Source organism: Amycolatopsis sp. CA-128772 (assembly GCF_002904295.1).
Classification (GTDB): Bacteria; Actinomycetota; Actinomycetes; order Mycobacteriales; family Pseudonocardiaceae; genus Amycolatopsis.
Window position 1 is genome coordinate 182069 of record NZ_PPHG01000026.1, and the last position, 18497, is coordinate 200565.

At 73.6% G+C, this 18497-nt stretch carries 16 protein-coding genes; 14 read left to right on the forward strand and 2 right to left on the reverse strand.

What is annotated here, in order from left to right:
- The first annotated feature begins 36 nt into the window (after positions 1 to 36).
- From C2L59_RS11990 to C2L59_RS12015, 6 genes are all read left to right on the forward strand, one after another.
- On the forward strand, positions 37 to 978 hold the full coding sequence (locus tag C2L59_RS11990) for an ABC transporter permease (RefSeq protein ID WP_103349595.1): 942 nt from the start codon (positions 37 to 39) through the stop codon (positions 976 to 978).
- Positions 975 to 2798 carry a dipeptide/oligopeptide/nickel ABC transporter permease/ATP-binding protein gene (locus C2L59_RS11995; RefSeq protein ID WP_103349596.1) on the forward strand — a complete coding sequence of 608 codons (1824 nt, stop codon included), beginning with the start codon at positions 975 to 977 and terminating at the stop codon, positions 2796 to 2798. Before C2L59_RS11990 ends, C2L59_RS11995 begins: the two co-directional genes overlap by 4 nt.
- Complete coding sequence (locus tag C2L59_RS12000) at positions 2795 to 3616, forward strand: ABC transporter ATP-binding protein (RefSeq protein WP_103349597.1); 822 nt, start codon at positions 2795 to 2797, stop codon at positions 3614 to 3616. Before C2L59_RS11995 ends, C2L59_RS12000 begins: the two co-directional genes overlap by 4 nt.
- Positions 3617 to 3632: 16 nt before the next feature.
- Positions 3633 to 4223, forward strand: a complete 591-nt coding sequence (locus C2L59_RS12005; RefSeq protein WP_103349598.1) for a TetR/AcrR family transcriptional regulator — start codon at positions 3633 to 3635, stop codon at positions 4221 to 4223.
- A 24-nt stretch (positions 4224 to 4247) separates the two neighbouring features.
- Entirely contained in the window at positions 4248 to 4958 is a 711-nt protein-coding gene (locus C2L59_RS12010; protein ID WP_199199033.1) for an alpha/beta fold hydrolase, read from the forward strand.
- A gap of 176 nt (positions 4959 to 5134) precedes the next feature.
- Positions 5135 to 5989 carry a carbohydrate-binding protein gene (locus tag C2L59_RS12015; protein ID WP_103349599.1) on the forward strand — a complete coding sequence of 285 codons (855 nt, stop codon included), beginning with the start codon at positions 5135 to 5137 and terminating at the stop codon, positions 5987 to 5989.
- 136 nt (positions 5990 to 6125) lie between these two features.
- Here the strand turns inward: C2L59_RS12015 and C2L59_RS12020 are convergent, their stop codons facing one another.
- Positions 6126 to 7091 carry a LysR family transcriptional regulator gene (locus C2L59_RS12020; protein ID WP_103349600.1) on the reverse strand — a complete coding sequence of 322 codons (966 nt, stop codon included), beginning with the start codon at positions 7089 to 7091 and terminating at the stop codon, positions 6126 to 6128.
- Positions 7092 to 7315: 224 nt separating this feature from the next.
- Here C2L59_RS12020 and C2L59_RS12025 point away from each other — a divergent pair, with 224 nt between their 5' ends.
- The 5 genes from C2L59_RS12025 (at position 7316) to C2L59_RS12045 (ending at position 11858) form a co-directional block, all read left to right on the forward strand.
- The gene (locus C2L59_RS12025; protein WP_103349601.1) at positions 7316 to 7762 is read left to right on the forward strand and encodes a hypothetical protein; all 447 of its coding nucleotides are present in this window, start codon (positions 7316 to 7318) and stop codon (positions 7760 to 7762) included.
- A gap of 25 nt (positions 7763 to 7787) precedes the next feature.
- A complete protein-coding gene (locus C2L59_RS12030; protein WP_103349602.1) occupies positions 7788 to 8972 on the forward strand; it encodes a sensor histidine kinase in 1185 nt (394 codons plus the stop codon).
- A complete protein-coding gene (locus C2L59_RS12035) occupies positions 8972 to 9622 on the forward strand; it encodes a response regulator transcription factor (RefSeq protein ID WP_103349603.1) in 651 nt (216 codons plus the stop codon). Before C2L59_RS12030 ends, C2L59_RS12035 begins: the two co-directional genes overlap by 1 nt.
- Complete coding sequence (locus tag C2L59_RS12040; protein WP_233223431.1) at positions 9619 to 10098, forward strand: RDD family protein; 480 nt, start codon at positions 9619 to 9621, stop codon at positions 10096 to 10098. The genes C2L59_RS12035 and C2L59_RS12040 overlap by 4 nt, the downstream gene beginning before the upstream one ends.
- 62 nt (positions 10099 to 10160) lie before the next feature.
- Complete coding sequence (locus C2L59_RS12045; protein ID WP_103349605.1) at positions 10161 to 11858, forward strand: alpha/beta fold hydrolase; 1698 nt, start codon at positions 10161 to 10163, stop codon at positions 11856 to 11858.
- A 10-nt stretch (positions 11859 to 11868) separates the two neighbouring features.
- Here C2L59_RS12045 and C2L59_RS12050 read toward each other — a convergent pair whose 3' ends face one another.
- On the reverse strand, positions 11869 to 13161 hold the full coding sequence (locus C2L59_RS12050) for a condensation domain-containing protein (RefSeq protein ID WP_103349606.1): 1293 nt from the start codon (positions 13159 to 13161) through the stop codon (positions 11869 to 11871).
- Between the two features lie 584 nt (positions 13162 to 13745).
- Here C2L59_RS12050 and C2L59_RS12055 point away from each other — a divergent pair.
- From C2L59_RS12055 to C2L59_RS12065, 3 genes are read left to right on the forward strand one after another with little or no spacing between them, the layout of a single operon-like run.
- Entirely contained in the window at positions 13746 to 16724 is a 2979-nt protein-coding gene (locus C2L59_RS12055) for an AMP-binding protein (RefSeq protein WP_103349607.1), read from the forward strand.
- Positions 16721 to 18256: a histidine ammonia-lyase gene (gene hutH / locus C2L59_RS12060; protein ID WP_103349608.1), complete on the forward strand. Its 1536-nt coding sequence runs from the start codon at positions 16721 to 16723 to the stop codon at positions 18254 to 18256. The genes C2L59_RS12055 and hutH overlap by 4 nt, the downstream gene beginning before the upstream one ends.
- Positions 18256 to 18495, forward strand: coding sequence for an acyl carrier protein (locus C2L59_RS12065; RefSeq protein ID WP_103349609.1), 240 nt, complete (start codon positions 18256 to 18258; stop codon positions 18493 to 18495). The genes hutH and C2L59_RS12065 overlap by 1 nt, the downstream gene beginning before the upstream one ends.
- Positions 18496 to 18497 lie beyond the last annotated feature (2 nt).

Genomic DNA, 18497 nt, shown 5'->3' on the forward strand with positions numbered 1-18497 from the left:
CCACACCGGACGCACCCGCCGCCGAGGGAGCCGGAAATGCTGACTTTCGTCCTCAAGCGCCTGGCGTCGGGGGTCCTGCTGCTCGTGCTCGTCACGAGCGGGACCTTCTTCCTCGCGCACCTCGCCGTGGGCGACCCGACCGCCGGGTTGCTCGGCAACAGCGCGACCCCCGCCCAGCAGGCGGCGTTGCGCGCCAAGATCGGCTACGACCAGCCGCTGCTGACCCAGTTCTGGACCTGGTTCTCCCACGCCGTCACCGGGGACTTCGGCACGTCGTGGCGCAGTTTCCAGCCGGTCGGGGACCAGATCGCGCTGCGCGTGCCGGTGACGCTCTCGGTGGTCGTGGCCGCCACCGTGCTGGCCGCGGTGGTCGGCGTCGCCGCGGGCGTGGCGTGCGGGCTGCGCCCGGGCGGCCTCGGCGACCGCGTGCTCAAGCTGGCGTCGGTGGTGCTGTTCGCGCTGCCCGGGTTCTGGCTCAGCCTGGTGCTGGTGACGTGGTTCGCGCTGCGGCTCAGGTGGTTCCCGGCGGTCGGGTACGTGTCGCCGGAGGAGTCGGTGGGCGGCTGGCTGCAGTCGATCACGCTGCCGGCGATCGCACTGGCCCTCGGCGCGATCGTGATGATCGCCGAGCAGCTGCGCAACAGCTTCCTGCAGGTCGCCGGCCAGGACTTCGTCCGGACCCTGCGGGCGCGCGGCCTGTCGAAGGCCCGGGTGACCGCCCACGTGCTGCGCAACGCCTCCCCGGCCGCGCTGACCGTGCTGGCGCTGCTGTTCGTCGGGCTGCTCGGCGGCGCGATCGTCGTGGAGATCGTGTTCAACCTGCCCGGCATCGGCAGCCTGACGCAGTCGGCGTCCCAGATCGGCGACATCCCGGTGCTGCTCGGCCTGACCGCCGTGACCGTGGTGTTCGTCGTCATCGTCAACTTCCTGCTCGACCTCGTGCTCGGGTGGGTCAACCCGAAGGTGCGCCAGCGATGACCGCGGTTCCGCTCCCCGTCGGCCCGGCGCCCGTCAAGCGGGTGTCGCTGGGCCGGCGCTACCTCCGCCGCCCCCTCGGGGTGGCCGCCCTCGCCGTGTTCGCGATCGTGGTGGCGGTCGCGGTGCTCGCCCCCTGGCTGGCGCCGTTCGACCCCGACCACCTCGACTTCGCGCTGTCGCACGCCACCCCGGGCAACGGGCACCCGCTCGGCGGCGACTCGGCGGGGCGCGACATCCTCAGCCGGTTGCTCTACGGCGCCCGGACCACGCTCTACGGCGCCCTGATCACCTGCCTGACCTGCGTGGTGCTCGGCGTCCCCGCCGGGGTCGCCGCGGGCTACTTCGGCGGGGTGACCGACCGCGTTGCGTCGTGGATCAGCGACGCGCTGCAGTCGGTGCCGGTGATGATCGTGCTGCTGGTGGTCGCCGCGGGCACCGGCCAGAACTTCGCGGTCCTGATGGTCACTCTCGGCGTGCTGCTGGCCCCCGGCCACTACCGGATCGCCCGGGCGCGGGCGCTGACGGTCTGCCGGGAGCCCTACATCGACGCCGCGCGCGTGTCCGGCGTGACGACCCTGCGCATCCTGCGCACGCACATGCTGCGCGCGGTGTACGCCCCGGTCATCGTGCAGACGGCGCTGACCGCCGGGATCGCCATCGGCCTGCAGGCCGGGCTGCAGTTCCTCGGCGTCGGGTCGGCGTCCACGCCCAGCTGGGGCCAGATGATGAACGACGGCTTCCAGACCATGCTCAGCTACCCGCTGATCCTGCTCTGGCCCTCGATCGCCCTCGGCCTCACGATCGCCGCGCTGGCGTTCATCGGCTCGACGCTGGCGGACCTGGTCAGCGTCCGGGTCGAGCTGCCCACCGCCCGCCGTCGCGCACGCGTCCGCCGTGAGCTGGCCGCCGCCCCGGAGCTTTCCCCGGAAGGTTCCGGGCCGAGCGGGGCGCACGTGCACGAGGCCGGCGACAGCGCCCTGCGCGTCGAAAACCTCCGGGTGGGCTACGCGACGCGGGAGGGAGTCGACGAGGTCGTGCGCGGGGTGTCGTTCGACGCGGCGCCCGGTGAGGTGCTGGGCATCGTCGGCGAGTCGGGCTCCGGCAAGACGCAGACCATCTTCTCCGTGCTCGACCTGCTCCCGGCCGGGGGAACCGCGGTCGCCGGCGGCATCTGGGTCGGCGGCGAGGAGGTCGGGCACCGGTCGCCGAAGGAGCGGGCCGCCCTGCTCGGCCGGGCGATCGGGTACGTGCCGCAGGAGCCGATGACCAACCTCGACCCGAGCTACCCGATCGGCCACCAGCTCGCCGAGCCGCTGCGGCGCGTGCACAGGCTGTCGAAGGTCCAAGCCCGGCAGCGGGCCCGGGACGTCCTCGTGCGCGTCGGGATCCACGACCCGGACCGGGTGCTCAAGGCCTACCCGCACCAGATCTCCGGCGGCATGGCCCAGCGCGTGCTCATCGCCGGGGCCGTCGCCGGGCGGCCGTCGCTGCTGGTCGCCGACGAGCCGACGACCGCGCTCGACGTCACGGTCCAGGCGGAAGTCCTCGAGCTGCTGCGCGAGCTGCAGCGCGAGTACGGGATGGCGCTGGTCATCGTGACCCACGACTTCGGGGTCGTGGCCGACATCTGCGACCGCGTCGTCGTCATGAAGGACGGCCGGGTCGTGGAGACGGGCCCGGTCGAGCGGATCTTCCGGCGGCCGGAGGACCCGTACACCGCGGAGCTGATCGGTGCCTCGCTGGACGACGCCGCCTGCCGCGACGAACTCGACGAAGCGTGTTCCCCGGACGGGGTGCGCGGAGAGGAGGCCACCCGATGACTGCCCTGCTGGAGGTCGACGACCTGGTGGTGGACTACCGGCTGCGCCGCGGCGTCGCCTTCCGCGCGTTGACCGGCATCTCGCTGTCGGTCGGGCCGGGGGAGTGCCTCGGCCTGGTCGGCGAGAGCGGCTCGGGCAAGTCGACGCTCGGGAAGGCCGTGCTCGGCCTCGCCGGGGTCACCTCCGGGCGGATCACGTTCGCCGGCCGGGACATCACGCACCTGCGCGGCGCCGCCCGCCGCCGGCTGGCGGGCGACGTCCAGGTCGTGTTCCAGGACCCGTACGGCTCGCTGGACCCGACGATGACCGTCGGGGAGGTGCTGGCCGAGCCGCTCGTGGTGGCCGGGACGTCGCGCGCCGACGCGCGCACGCTCGTGGCCGGGATGCTCGACCGCGTGCGGCTGCCGGCCGGCGCGGTGCACCGGTACCCGAGCGAGTTCTCCGGCGGGCAGCGCCAGCGCGTCGCGATCGCGCGGGCCCTGGTGCGCCGGCCCCGGCTGGTCGTCTGCGACGAGCCGGTCAGCGCGCTGGACCTGACCACCCAGGCGGCCATCCTCGACCTGTTCGTCGACCTGCAGCGCGAAACCGGGGTGTCCTACCTGTTCGTCTCGCACGACCTCGGCGTCGTGCGGCGGGTCTGCCACCGGGTTTGCGTGCTGTACCAGGGAAAGATCGTGGAATCGGGGCCGACCCGCGCGGTGACCGAGGTGCCCGAGCACCCGTACACGCAGCGCCTGCGCCTCGCGTCCCCCGTCGCCGACCCGGCTCGCCAGGCCGAACGCCGCGCCACGTGGCTCAGCCTGCGCGAGCCGGCATGACCTAGAGTCGGTAGCCATGCCGAAGGTCATCGACCACGACGAACGACGCCGCGAAATCGTGGCCGTCGCCAAGAAGCTGATCATCGAAGGCGGCTTCGAGGCGGCGACCATGCGCAGCATCGTCACCGCCGCCGGGTTCGCCAACGGCGCGCTCAAGCACTACTTCGCCAGCAAGGACGAAATCATCGCGGCGACCTTCGAGAGCGTGCTGCGGGAAACCGAGGCGCTGCTGGCCGGCCTGGACCCCGGGCTCGGGCCGGCCGAAGCACTGCGGGGATTCGTCGAAGGCGCGTTGCCGCTGACCCCGGACCGGATCGCGGCCGGGCGCGTGCTGCTCGCGCTGTGGGACCACTCCGTGGCCAACCCCGGCCTCGCGGCGCAGTACCGCGAGCTGCTGACGAGCTGGCGGGCCGAGCTGTGCCGCCGCCTCGCGGCCGCGCGGGGCAAGGGGGAGCGGCCGAACGCGCGCGCGGTCGGCGTACTGGCCGACGAGATCATCTCGGTGACCATCGGGGCCACGGTGTCGAGCCTGATGTACCCGGTCGGCGAGCTGGTCACCCGGTACCGCGCCTACGTCGACAGCCTGCTCGCCCGGATCACCGATTGAGCGGTTTTCGTCTACACTCGTAGAATGAACGCTCTCCCCGTCACCCGCACCACGCCGGCCGGCGCGGCCGGACCGCCCGTCGTGCTGCTGCACGGCTTCGCCTCCAGCGGAACCGCCGACTGGCCCGCGCGGCGGTGGGCCGCGCCCCTCGCCGAAGCCGGCCGCGAGACCTTCGTCGTGCACCTGCCGGGCCACCCGGACGGACCCGCCGTCGCGGCCGTCGAGGACGTCACGACGGGGGTGTTGCTGCGCCGGCTGGCCGACGCCGTGCCCGGCGGCGAGGTCGACGTCGTCGGCTACTCCCTCGGCGCCCGGCTGGCGTGGAGCCTGGCGGCCGAGGAGGTGCTGCCGGTCCGCCGGCTGGTGCTCGGCGGCCTGAGCGGAATGGACCCCTTCGCCGCGGTCGACCCGGCGGCGCTGCGGGCCGCGATCGGCACCGGGGCGGCGGAGGACCCGCTGACGGCCGGGATCGCGGGGGTGATCCGAGGCGGGGACGCGGACTCCCTGCTGCGGCTGGTGGAAGGCCTGGGCCGGGAGCCGTTCGACCCGGCGGGCGCGGTCCCGAAGGTTCCGACGTTGTTCCTCGCCGGTGCGGCCGATCCCATGACGGCGGGCCTCGAGGCGGTGGCCGCCCGCCTCCCGGACGCCCGGCTGCAGCACGTGCCCGGCGACCACCAGGGCGCACTGGCGGCCGACGAGCTGCGCACAGCGGTGTTCGGCTTCCTCCTGGACTGACGGCGTGCTCCGAACGGCGTCATAACACCTGGCGACGGCAGAAGTGATGCCCCCGCCGACCGGCGGCGATACCGCCGACCCGCCGAAAGTCGGTGCCGCAGCACGGAAAGCGCGTCCTAGCATCCGGATCCCCGTGGGCGGGCACCCGGCCGCCCCCTGTCGAGGGAGACGCGCCGATGCGGAAGCTGCTCGCCGTTCTCTGCTGTGCCTTGGTGACCACGATCGCGGTGGCCGTCCCGGTGTCCGCGGCACCGGGCGGCACCGTGCCCGGCCTGACCGGCGCCGCCGCGAAAGCGGCGGCCGGGCCGATGGCCGAGAAGTTCCGCCGGCTGCGCCAGCCGGAGTCCCTGGCGCAGCGGCACACGTTCTGGGGCCCGGAACCCCAGCTGTCCTCGGGCGCCGACGGCGTGGTCGTGACCCAGAGCATCACGCCGGGCCTGCGGCTCTCCAACACCAACGACGTCGTCTACGCCCCGACGATGAAGCCCACCGGGCACTCGTGCATCGAAGTCGTGACCGCGTACGGGCTCGGCGAAGCCGCGCAGGTCTGGGCCTGGGACTGGTGCCGTTCGGTGTCGCCGGCGAAGGTCGTCCCGATCGACAGCGCTTTCCTGGCCACCTACACCAGCACGGCGGACGGGCACCCGGCCTACACCGTCCAGGAGGTCCGGACCAGCTCGTCGGGCAACGGCTGGACGGCGTCGCTGCGCAACGTGAAGACCGGAGCGTGGGACACCCTGTTCAGCCAGAGCGGCAGCGACCAGAGCTCGCTGAACGAAGGCTGGGACATCTTCGAGCTCTATGCGACCCGCAATCCCGCCACCGGCAACGCGTATTACTGCTCGGACGCGCGCGGCGCGGTGTTCGAGTCGAGCGCGCTGCAGCTGCGGATCGGCGGCCGCTGGGTCGCCGCGTCGCCGTCGAACTCACCGCTGCAACCGACGGCGAACCCGCGTCCGGCCGACTACGACTGCTCGACCCTGCGGTTCGAGGTGCCGTCGCCGAACAGCACCTGGCGCGTGACCGTCTGAGCTCAACCGGCCGGCAGCGCCGGACGATCCTGGTCCGGCGATCGGCGGGTCGAGGGCGCGGCCCCGCCGGCCGTGGCCGGTGCCTGCGCGCGGGGGAAGCGGGTCGGCACCTCCCTCGAACGTCCACCGTCTGAGCTCAACCGGCCGGCAGCAGCTCGCGGCCGCCCGCGTGCCACCAGGTGTCGAACGCGGTGCTGCAGCCCTGCCGGCCGGCGTAGCTCGCGACCACGGCCGCGTGGATCTCCTCGGCGTGCGCCGCCACCGGCGTGCCCGGCCGGTAGCACAGGCGCAGCTCCTGCCACAGGGGCGCGCCCTCGATGGCCCGCACGGTGATGGTCGCGGGCCGATCTCGGCGCGTCGCCAGCGCGGGGGCGACGGCCATGCCCGCGCCGACGAGGTCCAGCAGCGTCGCCAGGCACTGCGGCCGGTGCGGCTGGTCGAGGGCCACGCCGCGGCGGCGGCACACCCGCTGCAGGTACGCCGACCACCGCGTGGTGCCCGGCGGGTCGTCGGCCCACGGGTGCTCGCCGAGGCCGGCGAACGGCACCGCGCGGGTCCCGGCCAGCGGGTGGTCGGGCGAAAGGATGACGAAAACCGGCTCCCGCGGGTGCACCACCAGCGTTTCGACGCCGTCCGGGATCACCGCGCCGGGCAGCGGCGGCAGGTAGACCAGCGCGAGGTCCAGCCCGCCGGCGGCGAGCTGGGCGAGGGTGGCGGCCTCGTCCGGGTCCTCGTGCACGCTGACCCCGTGGCTCCACGGCCGTTCCCGCAGCCAGCGCGACACGGCGAGGTGCAGGAAACCGCAGTACCCGCCGACGCGCACGGGCCCGGTGGGCGCCCGCCGCTGCCCGGCCCGCTCGGTCAGCGCGGACACCCCGGCCAGCACGGCCCGCGCATCGCCCACGACGTCGGCCCCGAGCCGGGTGGGCACGCACCCGCTGGGCGACCGGACGAACAGCGCCCCGCCGACGGCCTGTTCGACCCGGCGCAGCAGCCCCGAGAGGGCGGGCTGCGAGACGTGCAGAAGCCGCGCGGCCCGGCTGAGGCTCCGCGCATCGGCCACGGCCACGAGCGCGCGCAGGTGGCGCAGTTCCAGCTCCACGCGTTCACTGTAGGCGGCTTGATCAGCCGGGACATCCGACTCGAGTCGGGCGGTCCCGCGCAACGCGTGCCGGTCTTCAGCCTGACGGTGGCCGAAGACCTCCTGGACCCGCCCTGGGCCACGTCATCGGGGCGGTGCCCGCGCCCGGGCCGGCCTCGGCCGAAAGTACGAGACGCGCTCGCCCCAGCCGGTGCCGGGGTCCGGCCGGTCCTAACTTCCCCGGTATGACTACCGAAACGCTGCGGGAGAACCCGCCCAGCACGATCATCGCCGCCTTCTTCGGCTTCCTGGTGTCCACCGTGTCCGCCATCGCCGGCGGGCTGCTCGTCCTGGGTGCGCGCGACGAAATCGCCGCGACCCTGCGCCGGGCGAACCCCGCGCTGACGCCGGAGCAGCTCGACCGGCTCACCCTGCTCGCGCAGGCCGTGCCGGTCGCCATCGCCGTGGTCGTCGCGCTGGTCTACCTCTGGCTGTCGTTCAAGCTCAAGGCCGGCCGCAACTGGGCCCGCGTCACGCTGACCGTCTTCACCCTGCTGCAGGCCGCCTCGCTGCTCGCCACCGAACCCTCGTGGGCGGGCTACCTGAGCTGCGGGGTGGCCGTCGTCGCGACCGTGCTCAGCTACCTGTCTCCGTCCAGCCGCTACTTCGCCCGGGCTCGGCGCGCGGGCTGATCCGGGACGCGGGATCATGACGGCCATGCGCAGAGCGGGGGTCCGGCGCGGCACGCTCGGCGCCGAGCTCGCGGTGCTGGCCGCGGCGATCGTCGCCGACGTGGTGCTGGTGCTGAACGCGCCCGGCGGCGGTGGTGGCTGGGCCGCGCCGCTGACCGGGGTCCTGGCGTCCACCGGGACGGCAATCCCGGTGCTCGCCGTGCTGCGGCGGCGCTTCCTGCGCCACGTCGGCGTGCTGGGGAGCGTCGTCGCCGCGCTGTCGGCGATCGGCACGGTCGTGGCGGTCACCGCGCACCCGCAGCCCCCGCCGCCGATCGCCGAGATCGTGGCCGCCGGGCTGCTCACGGCTTCGGCCGGCCGCAAGCTCGAGCCGAAGCACGCGGCCGCGCTGGCGCCGGCCCTCGGCGTGGTGATGATCGCCGCGCCCCTGCTCCGCTACGGCGCCGGCGAGCCGGAGACGCTGCTGGCGGTGGCCGCCGCGGCGTACTGGGGTGCCTGCCTCGGGGTCGGGCTGATCCTGCGCGCGGCGGACGGCAGGCAGCGCGACGCGCTGGACCGGGTCCGCAGCCAGGAACGCCTGCAGCTGGCCAGGGAACTGCACGACCTGGTGTCCCACCACGTCAGCGGGATCGTCGTCCGCGTGCAGGCCGCCCGGGCGATCGCCGAAGCGAACGCCGACGTCGGCGGGCACGCGGCGGTCTACCGCGAGATCGAGGAAGCCGGCGGTGCGGCTTTGGCCGCTGCGCGCCGGCTGGTCGGGATGCTGCGGAACACCCGGGACGTGCCCCCGTTGTCCGGTGCCGTGCTCGGGGACGCGGTGCGCGCGGCCGCCGGGTCCGCCGCCCGGGTGGCCGTCGCCGAGGAACTGGACCAGCTGCCGGTGCCGTCCCAGGTGGCCACCACCGTCCACCGCGTCGTGACCGAAGCGCTGACCAACGCCCGCCGGCACGCGCCGGCCGCGACCGAGGTGGTCGTCTCCGTCCGCGTCGAGGCCGACGACCTCGTGCTCGAGGTGGGCAACGACGGCGTTCCCGCGGCCTCCCGTGCCGCACCCGGCGGGTTCGGGATCATCGGCATGACCGAGCGGCTGGCCATGCTCGGCGGCAGCCTGACCGCGGGGCCGGAACCCGGGGCGCGCTGGACCGTCACGGCGCGGATCCCGCTCGGCGGCGAGGACGCGCCCTTCGACGCCTTGCCGAGGGGGCTCTGATGACCATCCGGGTGCTCGTCGCCGACGACCAGGTGCTGGTGCGCACCGGGTTCCGGCTGGTGCTGGACGCCGCGCCGGACATCGAAGTGATCGCCGAAGCCGCCGACGGGGAGGCCGCGGTCCGGCTGGCGCGGCAGCTGCGGCCGGACGTCACGCTGATGGACATCCGGATGCCCGAAGTGGACGGTCTGCGGGCCACCGAGCTGCTGGCCGGCCCGGCCGTCGCGCACCCCCTGCGCGTGGTCGTGGTGACGACCTACGACGCGGACGAGAACGTCTACGCCGCCCTGCTCGGCGGGGCCAGCGGGTTCCTGCTCAAGGACGCCGGTCCGCGGCTGCTGGTGGACGCGGTCCGGGCGGCGGCCGGCGGGGAGGCGATGGTGTCGCCGTCGGTGACCGTGCGCCTGCTCGCCCGGTTCACCGAAAAGGCGCGGCAGCGCGCGCAGGGGACACCGGGCCTGCTCACCGAGCGCGAGTCCGACGTGGTGCTCGCGGTCGCCCGCGGGCGGACCAACACGGAGATCGCCGACGACCTCCGCGTCTCCCTTTCGACGGTCAAGACGCACCTGGCGAGCGTGCAGCGCAAGCTCGAACTCCGGAACCGCACGGAAATCGCCGTCTGGGCGTGGCAGCGGGGGTTGCTGGGATGACGTTGACGGGTGGGCAAGGCTCGCTGCGGATGGCGGGACGCCGGGTGGTGCAGGCGGCGCTGGACCAGGCGCTCGCCACCGGCGTGGGGGTGTTCGCCGCGCTCGCCGCCGGCCTCGTCGTCATTCCCTTGCTGCAGTGGGGGTGGGTGCCGCCGAAGGCGATCCTGTGGGCCCCGGCGATCACGTTCTTCGCGGTCAGCTACGCCTGTGACGCGGTGATCCAGATCTGGATCCCGGTGCGCCGGGGCGGGGTCACGCCGGGCATGCTGGTCATGGGGCTGCGCGTGGAAACCCTGCGCGGCGGGCCGCCGAAGGTGCGCGCCTACGTCCTGCGGTGGCTCCTGTGCACGGTCGACGGGCTGTTGTTCGGGCTGGTGGCCGTCGTCAGCATCGTGGTGACCCGGCGCCGGCAGCGGATCGGCGACCTGGTGGCGCGGACCCTCGTGGTGCGGGCCGGTCCTCGTACTTTCGGTTGATCCCGGCGCCGGGAATGCGCGCCATACTCCGGGTGATCATTCACCCGGAGGAGGGGTATCCCGTGAAAAAGAAGACAGTGAGCCGGTTCCTGGCCACCGCCGTGCTGCTCGCGGTGCCGGCCGTTCCCGCGGGAACGGCCGCCGCGGCCACCCCGGACCGCTACACCGGCCAGCAGGTGGCCTGGGGAGCGTGCCCGTTTCCCGTTGCCGCCGGGGCGAAGCCGGCCGAATGCGCGGTGATCACCGTGCCGCGGGACTGGGCGGACCCGGATTCCGGGGTGGACCTGAGCGTGTCCATCAGCCGCGTCGCGGCGACGGGCGAACGTCTCGGTGCGCTCCTGGTCAACCCCGGTGGTCCCGGCGGGCAGGGCAGCTCGCTCGCGGGTGCGCTGGCGGGCCTCGAACCGAGCGTGAACGAGCGGTACGACTTCATCGGCATGGACCCCCGCGGCACCGGGCACGAAGGGACCGCGGACGCCGGGTTCGTCTGCCAGGTACCGGCGGGACGGCTGCCGCAGGGGCCGCTCGACGCGCGTGACCGCTCGGCGGCAAGCATCGCCGAACACCGGAAGACGCCGCGGGCGGTCGCGGAGGCGTGCCAGAGCGACGCGGTCGCGCCGTTCGTCACGACGTGGCAGACCGCGCACGACATGGACCTGATCCGGACCCTGCTCGGCGACGAAAAGCTCAACTACCTCGGTTATTCCTACGGCACCTGGCTCGGCGCCAAGTACGCGTCGGTGTTCCCCGGGCACGCCGGCAAGGTGGTGCTCGACTCCAGCGTCGACTTCGAAGGCCGGCTCCAGGCCGCCTTCGAGGCGTTCCCGAAGATCGGCCAGCGCCAGACCGACGAGGTCTTCGTGCCGTGGCTGGCCCGGCAGTTCCCCGGCCAGCTGGGCGCTTCGCCGGCCGAGGTGAAGCAGAAGATCGAGCGGCTGCGCGGGTTCTACGCCGGGCTCGGCGTCGCACCGGACCAGTTCGACGCCCTGTTCGTCGGCAACGGCAACGAGATCCGCTGGATCCTGGTGGCCGTCGCGCTCGTCGCCGGCGCGGGTGAGCTGGACGGCAAGCCGGTGCAGCCCCCGGCGTCGCTCGCCGGACAGCTGGACACGTGGTCGACTGCGGTGTTCGGCAAGCGGCTGGGCCAGCTGACCGGCGCCGACGTCGCCGCCGGACTGGCCGCCGCCGAACCCGACTACCGCAAGGTTTCCGGGACGCGTTACGCGGTGGCGTGCGGCGACCAGCCGGCCCGGACCGCCGACTGGTACAAGCGGTTGTCCGACCGGCAGGGCCCGCAGTACCCGATCTTCGGCTGGGCCTACGGTCTGACCGAGCCGTGCGGGTTCTGGTCCGACCTTCCCCGGCAGCCCCTGGCCGGGCTCCCGCCCGAGGTCGCCGGGAACGTGCTGGTGGTCCAAGGCGAGTTCGACCCGCAAACCGGTTACGAGCAAGCACGTTCGGCGGTCCGCGCGGCCGGGGTCCCGCTGGTTTCGGTCGACGACGCGGCGTTCCACGGCCAGTACGCCCTGGGCGGCAATCCGTGCGTCGACGGCATGGTCAACGTCTTCCTGGTCGCGAATTCCCGGCCGGGATCAGTGACCTGCCCGGGCGTCCCGCTGCCCGGCGAGGACCGCGTCTTCCCGGTGGCCGGCCCGGTCACCGGCAGCCACGCGGCGACGGTCGGTGCCGCCGACACCCGTGACCCGGCGTTGCGCACCGCCGTGCGGCGCACCATCGGTGAGCTCAACGACGGGCGTTGACGCCGCGGCGCTACCGGGTGAGGGTGCTTTCCGCCTCCTGCCACAACTGCAGCAGCCGGTCGAGTTCCCCTTGGTCGAACGCGCCCGCGGCGCCCACCAGCAGCAGTTCCGTCCGGGACGGGTGGTCCGTGACGTGGATGCGCAGCTCGTTGGCGGCTTGGGTGCGTTCGATCTCCATCGGCTTCACCTCCAGGCCGTCGAGGGCCCAGCCGCGGCCCGGATCCTCCGTCGAATGGATGAGGACGACCTGGTACAGCGGGTTGCGGTACCGCTTCCCGGCGCGTTTCGCCGCCGCGTGGGTGACCAGGGAGGAGATGGGGTAGTCGCGGCGGCGGAAGGTTTCGCGCATCAGCGAACGACATTCGCGGAGGGTCTGGGCCAGGCCCGCCGCCCGCGGCGAGCGGGAACGCAGCAGCGCCAGGTTCTGGTAGTAGCCCACGGCGTGGAAGTCCTCCGCTCGCTCGCGGGTGTCGATCGGGGCCACCAGGCTCACGTCGTCGGTGCGGGCGAACCGCTTGAGCGCCCACATCACCGCCGTCATGTGCAGGACGAACCGCGTGCAGCGCAGCCGGCGGGCCGTTTCGTCCAGCCGGCCGGCCGTGGCCGGGGCCAGGGGCTGGGCGGCGGTCAGCGGCCGGAACGCCTCCGGGTCGCCGTCCGGGGGCGGGCTGGCGAGGAACCGGGGCGGCAGCGGCGTGAGCAGGTCGCGCAGGTCCGGCGTCTCCTCGACGCTCGGGAACGCGCTGCGGACCGCGGCCGGGTCGTAGGGGTGCACCTCGTCCAGGTCTCCGGGCCGTTGCGCGTACAGCGCGGCCAGTTCGCCCTGCAGGATGACCCGTGAGCGCTCGTCGATGGCGACGTGGTCGACCGCGAAGAGCAGGCTGTGCAACTGCTCGCCGTGCGGGATCAGGGTCGCCTGGAGGATCGAGTGCCGATTCGGCGCGAGGAAATTCCGGGAAAGATCTTCGAACGAGCGCGCGGCGTGTTCATGGATGGCCCGTTCGTCGGAAAGACCGGTGCACCGCTCCATGCGGAACACGTCCGGGCCTTCGTTTTCGTGCACGATGGCGAGCACTTCTTCGTCGTCGAGCAGCGCGTAGTTCGTCCGCAGGATCGGATGCCTGCGGACCAGTTCGGTGAGGGCGCGGCGAAGGCGGCCGACGTCCAGCGGGCCGCGCAGCAAGAGGTGCACGGCCACGATTTGCGACGGCACGCCACCGGGCGCGTGGCGCATCTTGATCAACCGGCGTTGCGGTGGTGTCGCCTGGTAAACGGTGGCGCACGACGGTAATTCTGCCGCCATTTCTGATCACTCCATCCAGCGGGCAATACGCAAAGTGATGATCCCCAGGGCCCCCTGTCTCGGCAGCTTAGCAGCCATGTCGGTGAGCCGCTCACCAACTGGCAATGAAGTTGGTTGCTGGGCGAAATGGCGGCATGGGTGCATTGGTGCGGTGTCGCGGTTGTGGGCCGTGGTGTCCGTTTACCGGCTCTTCCGGGCGCTGGTCGGTGGAACACAAAGCCGCCATCCGGCCCTTTCGGTGGCGCATAATCGCCGGTATTAACACCGTTGATCGACTTTTCCGCGACGAATACCGGGTGAAACTGTCCGTGTTCGCCGGCGCCGTGATCGGCGCGTGATATTGGCTCCTTCGGGGGGTGTGCTCCGGTGTGCATGTTCCCGCGTGTGACGAACATGCCTGCCGTTCGAGTGGGTTACCGCACCAGCGGTGGTTTTTGCCGGTGGTCGGCGGTAAGAATCGATGAGGTACGCCGGGATCGGCACTGATCGGGGGGTCCGATCGCGTATCCGGTTCCCATTCGGCTCGGTACCCACGAAATCTTGAGGATCAATGTCTCCTGTCATCCTGCTCGCAGGGCCCCGCCATGCGTGCTGACGGACCCGATCACATCGCCGCCCGGTTCCGCGGCCTCCTCGGCGAAGACCGCGACGCCGTGGCGCTGACGGACGGCCGGGACGCGCTGACCCGCGCCCAGCTGGCCGCCGCCGGTGCGGCGGTGCGAAGGCACGAATCGCTGCGCGAGGCTGCGCGGATCGCCGTCGTCGGCACGCAGTCACTGCGGCTGGCCGCGGTGCTGGCCGCCTGCCACCTGGCGGGCCGCGAGTTCGCCGTCGCCGACGCGGGGGAGGACCCCGCCGTCCTCACCGCCCACCTCGACGCGCTGCGGCCGGACGCCGTCATCGACGTTTCCGGCCGGAACCTGCGGTACGGCAAGCCTTCGGTGCCGGGCGCGGAGCTGTTCTGCGGCACCGAAGAGTCCGATGTGGACACCGGGGTGCGGGCGTCGCACGCCTATACCGTGCGGACCTCCGGCAGCACCGGACGGCCGAAGCTCGTGCAGCTCGCGCGATCCGCCTTCGGGCAGTACGTCGCCGAGTTCACCGCCCGGTACGCCGTGGACGCCGGGGCCCGCCTCGCCGTCTGGGCCGCGCCGACCTACGACGCCCACCACAGCCAGCTCTTTTCGGCGCTGGCCGGTGGTGCGGTCGGGGTGGTCGCCGAACCGGCGGTGCGCCGCGGCGGCGGCACCGTGCTCGCCTGGCTGGCCGACCGGCGGATCACCCACTTCGAGACGACGCCGTCGATCCTGCGCGGCCTCGTCGCGGCCGCCCGCACCCGCGGCCTGCCCCCGGACCTGGTGCACCTCATGTGCAGCGGCGAGCGGTTCGAACCCGGCCTCGCGCGGGAAGTCGCCGCGCTCGGCGGCCGGGTCCGGCTGTCCAACGAGTACGGTCCCACCGAGTGCGTCCTGGCGACGTGGCACGAACTCACGGCGGCCGACCTGGACCTGCCGGACCTGCCGGTGGGCACGGCGATCGCGGGCCGCGAGGTGACGGTGCACCCGCCCGCCTCGTCGGCCGGCGAACCCGGCGAGATCGTCATCCGGTCGCCGCACCTGTGCGCCGGCTACGGGCTCGAAGGCACCTTGGCCGAAGCGTTCCCGGCCGGCGAAGACGGCGTGCGGGCCTACCGGACCGGCGACTTCGGCTACTTCGACGAGCGCGGCCTGCTGCGGCTGACCGGCCGCCGGGACCGCACGATCAAGCGGCGCGGCGTGAAGATCGACCTGGACGACGTCGAGCGGGCGTTCCGCGCCGTGCCGTACGTCACCGAAGCCGCCGCCCGCGCCGAGGACGGCGGGGCCGCGGTGTGGGTGTGGGCGGTCGCCCGCGGCCGGACCGCCGACGACCTGCGAGCCGATGTCGCGGGGCTGCTGGCGGCGGCGAGCGCGCCCGAGCGCGTCCTGCTCGTCGAGGCGCTGCCCCGCCTGCATTCCGGGAAGGTCGACTACGGCGCCCTGCCGCGCCCGGAAGCGCCGGCCGCGGAGAGTGGCGCGCCGGCGACCAGGAGCGAAGCGGCTGTGATGGCCGAGTTCGCCCGCGTGCTCGGGCGGCCGGTGACCACGCCGGACGCCGACTTCTTCGCCCTGGGCGGGCACTCCCTGCTCGCCTTGGACCTCAACCAGGGCCTCGCCCGCCGGTGCGGCGTCGACGTCACCCTCGCCGACGTGCTGCGCCACCCCAGGGCGCGGGCGCTGGCGGCGCTGGTCGAGCGCAGGCGCGCCGAGGCGCCCGCCGCCCCCGCCGGCGATCGGCCCACCGCGTTGACCGCACCGGAACGCCCGATCTGGGCGTGGAGCCAGCTCTTCCCGCACGACGGCTCGGCCAACGTGGTCGCCGGCTTCCGCACGACGCTGCCCGTCGGCGAAGCCGAGGTGGCCGAAGCCGCCGGCCGGCTGGTGCGCGACACCGCGCAGCTGCGGCTCGGCTACCCCGCCGGCGGCCGGCCGGAGCGGGTCGTCCGCCCGCCGCGCCCGGTCGACGTCCGCACGGTGGCGGTCACCGGCGACGCCGGCGACTGCACGCGGCCCGAGGTGCACCGGGAGCTGTACCGGCCGTTCGACCTCGCCCGCGACCAGCTCGTCCGGGCCGTGCTCGCCCGGTCGGCCGCCGGGACGGCCGTGTTCCTGGTGGTGCACCACCTCGTCTGCGACGGCATCGGCCTGGCGACCCTGCTGGCCGGGTTGCACCGGCTGCTGACCGGCGGTGACGCGGGTCCCGCGTCGCCCACGCCGGCGGTGACCGCCGCGCCACCCGCACCCGCGGCCGAGGGGCACTGGCAGCCGGTCAAGGACCGCCTGCGGACGATCCCGTACACCCTCGCGCCGGAGCCGGAGCCGGAGCCGGAGCCGGAGCCGGAGCCGGAGCCGGAGCCGGAGCCGGAGCCAGAGCCGGAGCCGGAGCCGGAACCCGGTCCCGGACCGGCCCCGTTCGCCGTCCCTATGTCCACAATGGACGCACTACTGTCCGGTGAGGACCTGCGGCTGTCGGTCGTCCTCGTCGAGTTCGTCGCCGAAGCGCTGCTGCGGGCGACGGACGCCGACGCGGTCGTCGTGGAGATGCCGGTGTCGCTGCGCACGTCGACGCAGGCCCGCACGGTGGGCAACTTCGTGATCGACGTGCCGGTCGTGGTCGACCGCGTGCCGCCGGACGGCCGCGCCGAGCGCCGCAAGCGGCTCGCCGCCGACCTGCTCGACGCGGTCGACGCGGCCCCGGCGGCCCCCGGGTTCGGCGGGCTGCGGCCCGGCCAGGGACTCGCCCCGCCGGGCGACGCCGTGGTCGTCCTGGAACACGCGCCGCCCCCCGGCGGCCCGGATCCGGTGCGGGTGCCCGGTTCGCCCCCGCGCAACCCCGTCGCCGTGTACGTGACGGCGGACGGAGAAGACCTCGAGTTCCGGGTGCTCGGCGGGACTGCTCCCGCGTTCGCCCGGACCATCGCCACCCACCTCCGCACCGTGACGGCCGAGCCCGCGGGCCCGCCGTCGAGACAGGAGCACCAGTGACCGCATTCGTGATCGAGCCCGACGACCGGTGGACCCTCGCCGATCTGCTGGCCGCTTCCGCCCCGGGCGCCGAAGTCCGGCTTTCCGAGCAGACCCGGCGGGCGATCACCCGCACGTCGGACTGGGTGGAGTCGCTCGCGGCCGGCCCCGACCTGGTGTACGGGGTGAACACCGGCTTCGGCGCACTCGCCGACGTCCGGGTCCGCGCCGGTGACGAGCACGAGCTGCAGCTGCGGCACGTGCTTTCGCACGCCTGCGGCGTCGGCGGGCCGTCCCCGCAGGCGGTCGTGCGGATGATGCTGCTGGTCAAGCTGCTGACGTTCCGCTCGGGGCAGACCGGGGTGTCGCTGGCGGTGGCCGAGCGGCTCGCCGACATGCTCAACCACGGCGTGCACCCGGTCGTGCCGGAACGCGGCACCGTCGGGGCCAGCGGCGACCTCGCCCCGCTTTCGCACCTCGCGCTGCCGCTGCTGGGCCGCGGCCGGGTCGAGTACCAGGGCCGGGTCCAGGACGCGGCGGACGTGCTGCGCCGCCTGGGCTGGCCGCCGGTGCGGCTGACCGCGAAGGACGGCTTGGCGCTGACCAACGGGACGCAGTACATCGCCTCGGTGGCCCTGGTGGAGCTGGGCCGGATCGTCGCGCTCGCCGAGACCGCGGACCTGGTGGCGGCGATGAGCCTGCAGGCGTTCAGCTGCGCCGAGCGGTTCTTCGACGAGCGCTACCACCGCCGTTCCGGCAACCGCTGGCGCGGCGCGGTGGCCGGTGCGCTGCGTGGGCACACCCGCGGCAGCAACCACGCGAAGCTGCCCAGCGCGGTCCCGTCGATGCAGGACCCGTACTCGTTCCGGTGCATCCCGCAGGTGCACGGCGCGGCCCGCGAGCACATCGACAACGCGGCCACGTCCATCCTCAACGAGGTCGACACGGTCGCGGACAACCCGCTGTTCTTCCCCGACGACGAGATCGCGCTGTTCGGCGGGAACCTGCACGGCGAGTCGGTGGCCATGTCGGCCGACCTGCTGGCGATCGCGGTGACCGAGCTGGGCTCGATCTCCGAGCGCCGCACCTACCAGCTGCTGTCCGGGCGGCGCGGCCTGCCGGACTTCCTCACCGCCGACCCGGGCGTGAACTCCGGGCTGATGATCGTGCAGTACACCTCGGCGGCGCTGGTCAACGAGATGAAGACGCTGTGCCACCCGGCCAGCGTGGACACCATCCCGACCTGCCAGCTGCAGGAGGACCACGTGAGCATGGGCGGCACGGCGGTGCTCAAGCTCCGCCAGATCGTCAGCGACTTCGAGACGGTGCTGGCGGTCGAGTGGCTTACCGCGTGCCAGGCGGTGGACCTGCGACCGGACCTGGTGCTCTCCGCGCACTGCCGGTCCCTGCACGAGACCTACCGCGGCCTGGTCGGGCGCCTGGACGAAGACCGGGTGCTCAGCGGCGACATCGAGCGCACGGCGGAGTTCCTGCGCGGCGTCGAGCTCCGCCCGAGCGGCGAGCGCGCACTGGTCGGACAGGGGGTCGGCTGATGCCCGGGACCACGGTGCTCGCCGAAGTCGAGGACTGCTGGCGCGGGGTCGCGCCGGAGACCGGCCGGCTGCCCGGCGCGGACGACAACCTGTTCGAGCAGGACATCGACTCGTTCGTGTTCATCCAGTTCGTGCGCGAGCTGGGCGTCCGGTTCGGGGTCGAGCTGCCGCTGGTCGAGATCTTCCGGAACCCGACCTTCCGCACGGTGGCCGGCCACGTCGAGCGGGAGCAGGGGTAGCC

What these genes read in the sequence shown, in the direction of transcription:
- C2L59_RS11990 (WP_103349595.1), top strand. Translation starts at nt 37, where the DNA reads ATGCTGACTTTCGTCCTCAAGCGCCTGGCGTCGGGGGTCCTGCTGCTC.
- C2L59_RS11995 (WP_103349596.1), top strand. Translation starts at nt 975, where the DNA reads ATGACCGCGGTTCCGCTCCCCGTCGGCCCGGCGCCCGTCAAGCGGGTG.
- C2L59_RS12000 (WP_103349597.1), top strand. Translation starts at nt 2,795, where the DNA reads ATGACTGCCCTGCTGGAGGTCGACGACCTGGTGGTGGACTACCGGCTG.
- C2L59_RS12005 (WP_103349598.1), top strand. Translation starts at nt 3,633, where the DNA reads ATGCCGAAGGTCATCGACCACGACGAACGACGCCGCGAAATCGTGGCC.
- C2L59_RS12010 (WP_199199033.1), top strand. Translation starts at nt 4,248, where the DNA reads ATGAACGCTCTCCCCGTCACCCGCACCACGCCGGCCGGCGCGGCCGGA.
- C2L59_RS12015 (WP_103349599.1), top strand. Translation starts at nt 5,135, where the DNA reads ATGCGGAAGCTGCTCGCCGTTCTCTGCTGTGCCTTGGTGACCACGATC.
- C2L59_RS12025 (WP_103349601.1), top strand. Translation starts at nt 7,316, where the DNA reads ATGACTACCGAAACGCTGCGGGAGAACCCGCCCAGCACGATCATCGCC.
- C2L59_RS12030 (WP_103349602.1), top strand. Translation starts at nt 7,788, where the DNA reads ATGCGCAGAGCGGGGGTCCGGCGCGGCACGCTCGGCGCCGAGCTCGCG.
- C2L59_RS12035 (WP_103349603.1), top strand. Translation starts at nt 8,972, where the DNA reads ATGACCATCCGGGTGCTCGTCGCCGACGACCAGGTGCTGGTGCGCACC.
- C2L59_RS12040 (WP_233223431.1), top strand. Translation starts at nt 9,619, where the DNA reads ATGACGTTGACGGGTGGGCAAGGCTCGCTGCGGATGGCGGGACGCCGG.
- C2L59_RS12050 (WP_103349606.1), bottom strand. Translation starts at nt 13,161, where the DNA reads ATGGCGGCAGAATTACCGTCGTGCGCCACCGTTTACCAGGCGACACCA.
- C2L59_RS12055 (WP_103349607.1), top strand. Translation starts at nt 13,746, where the DNA reads ATGCGTGCTGACGGACCCGATCACATCGCCGCCCGGTTCCGCGGCCTC.
- C2L59_RS12065 (WP_103349609.1), top strand. Translation starts at nt 18,256, where the DNA reads ATGCCCGGGACCACGGTGCTCGCCGAAGTCGAGGACTGCTGGCGCGGG.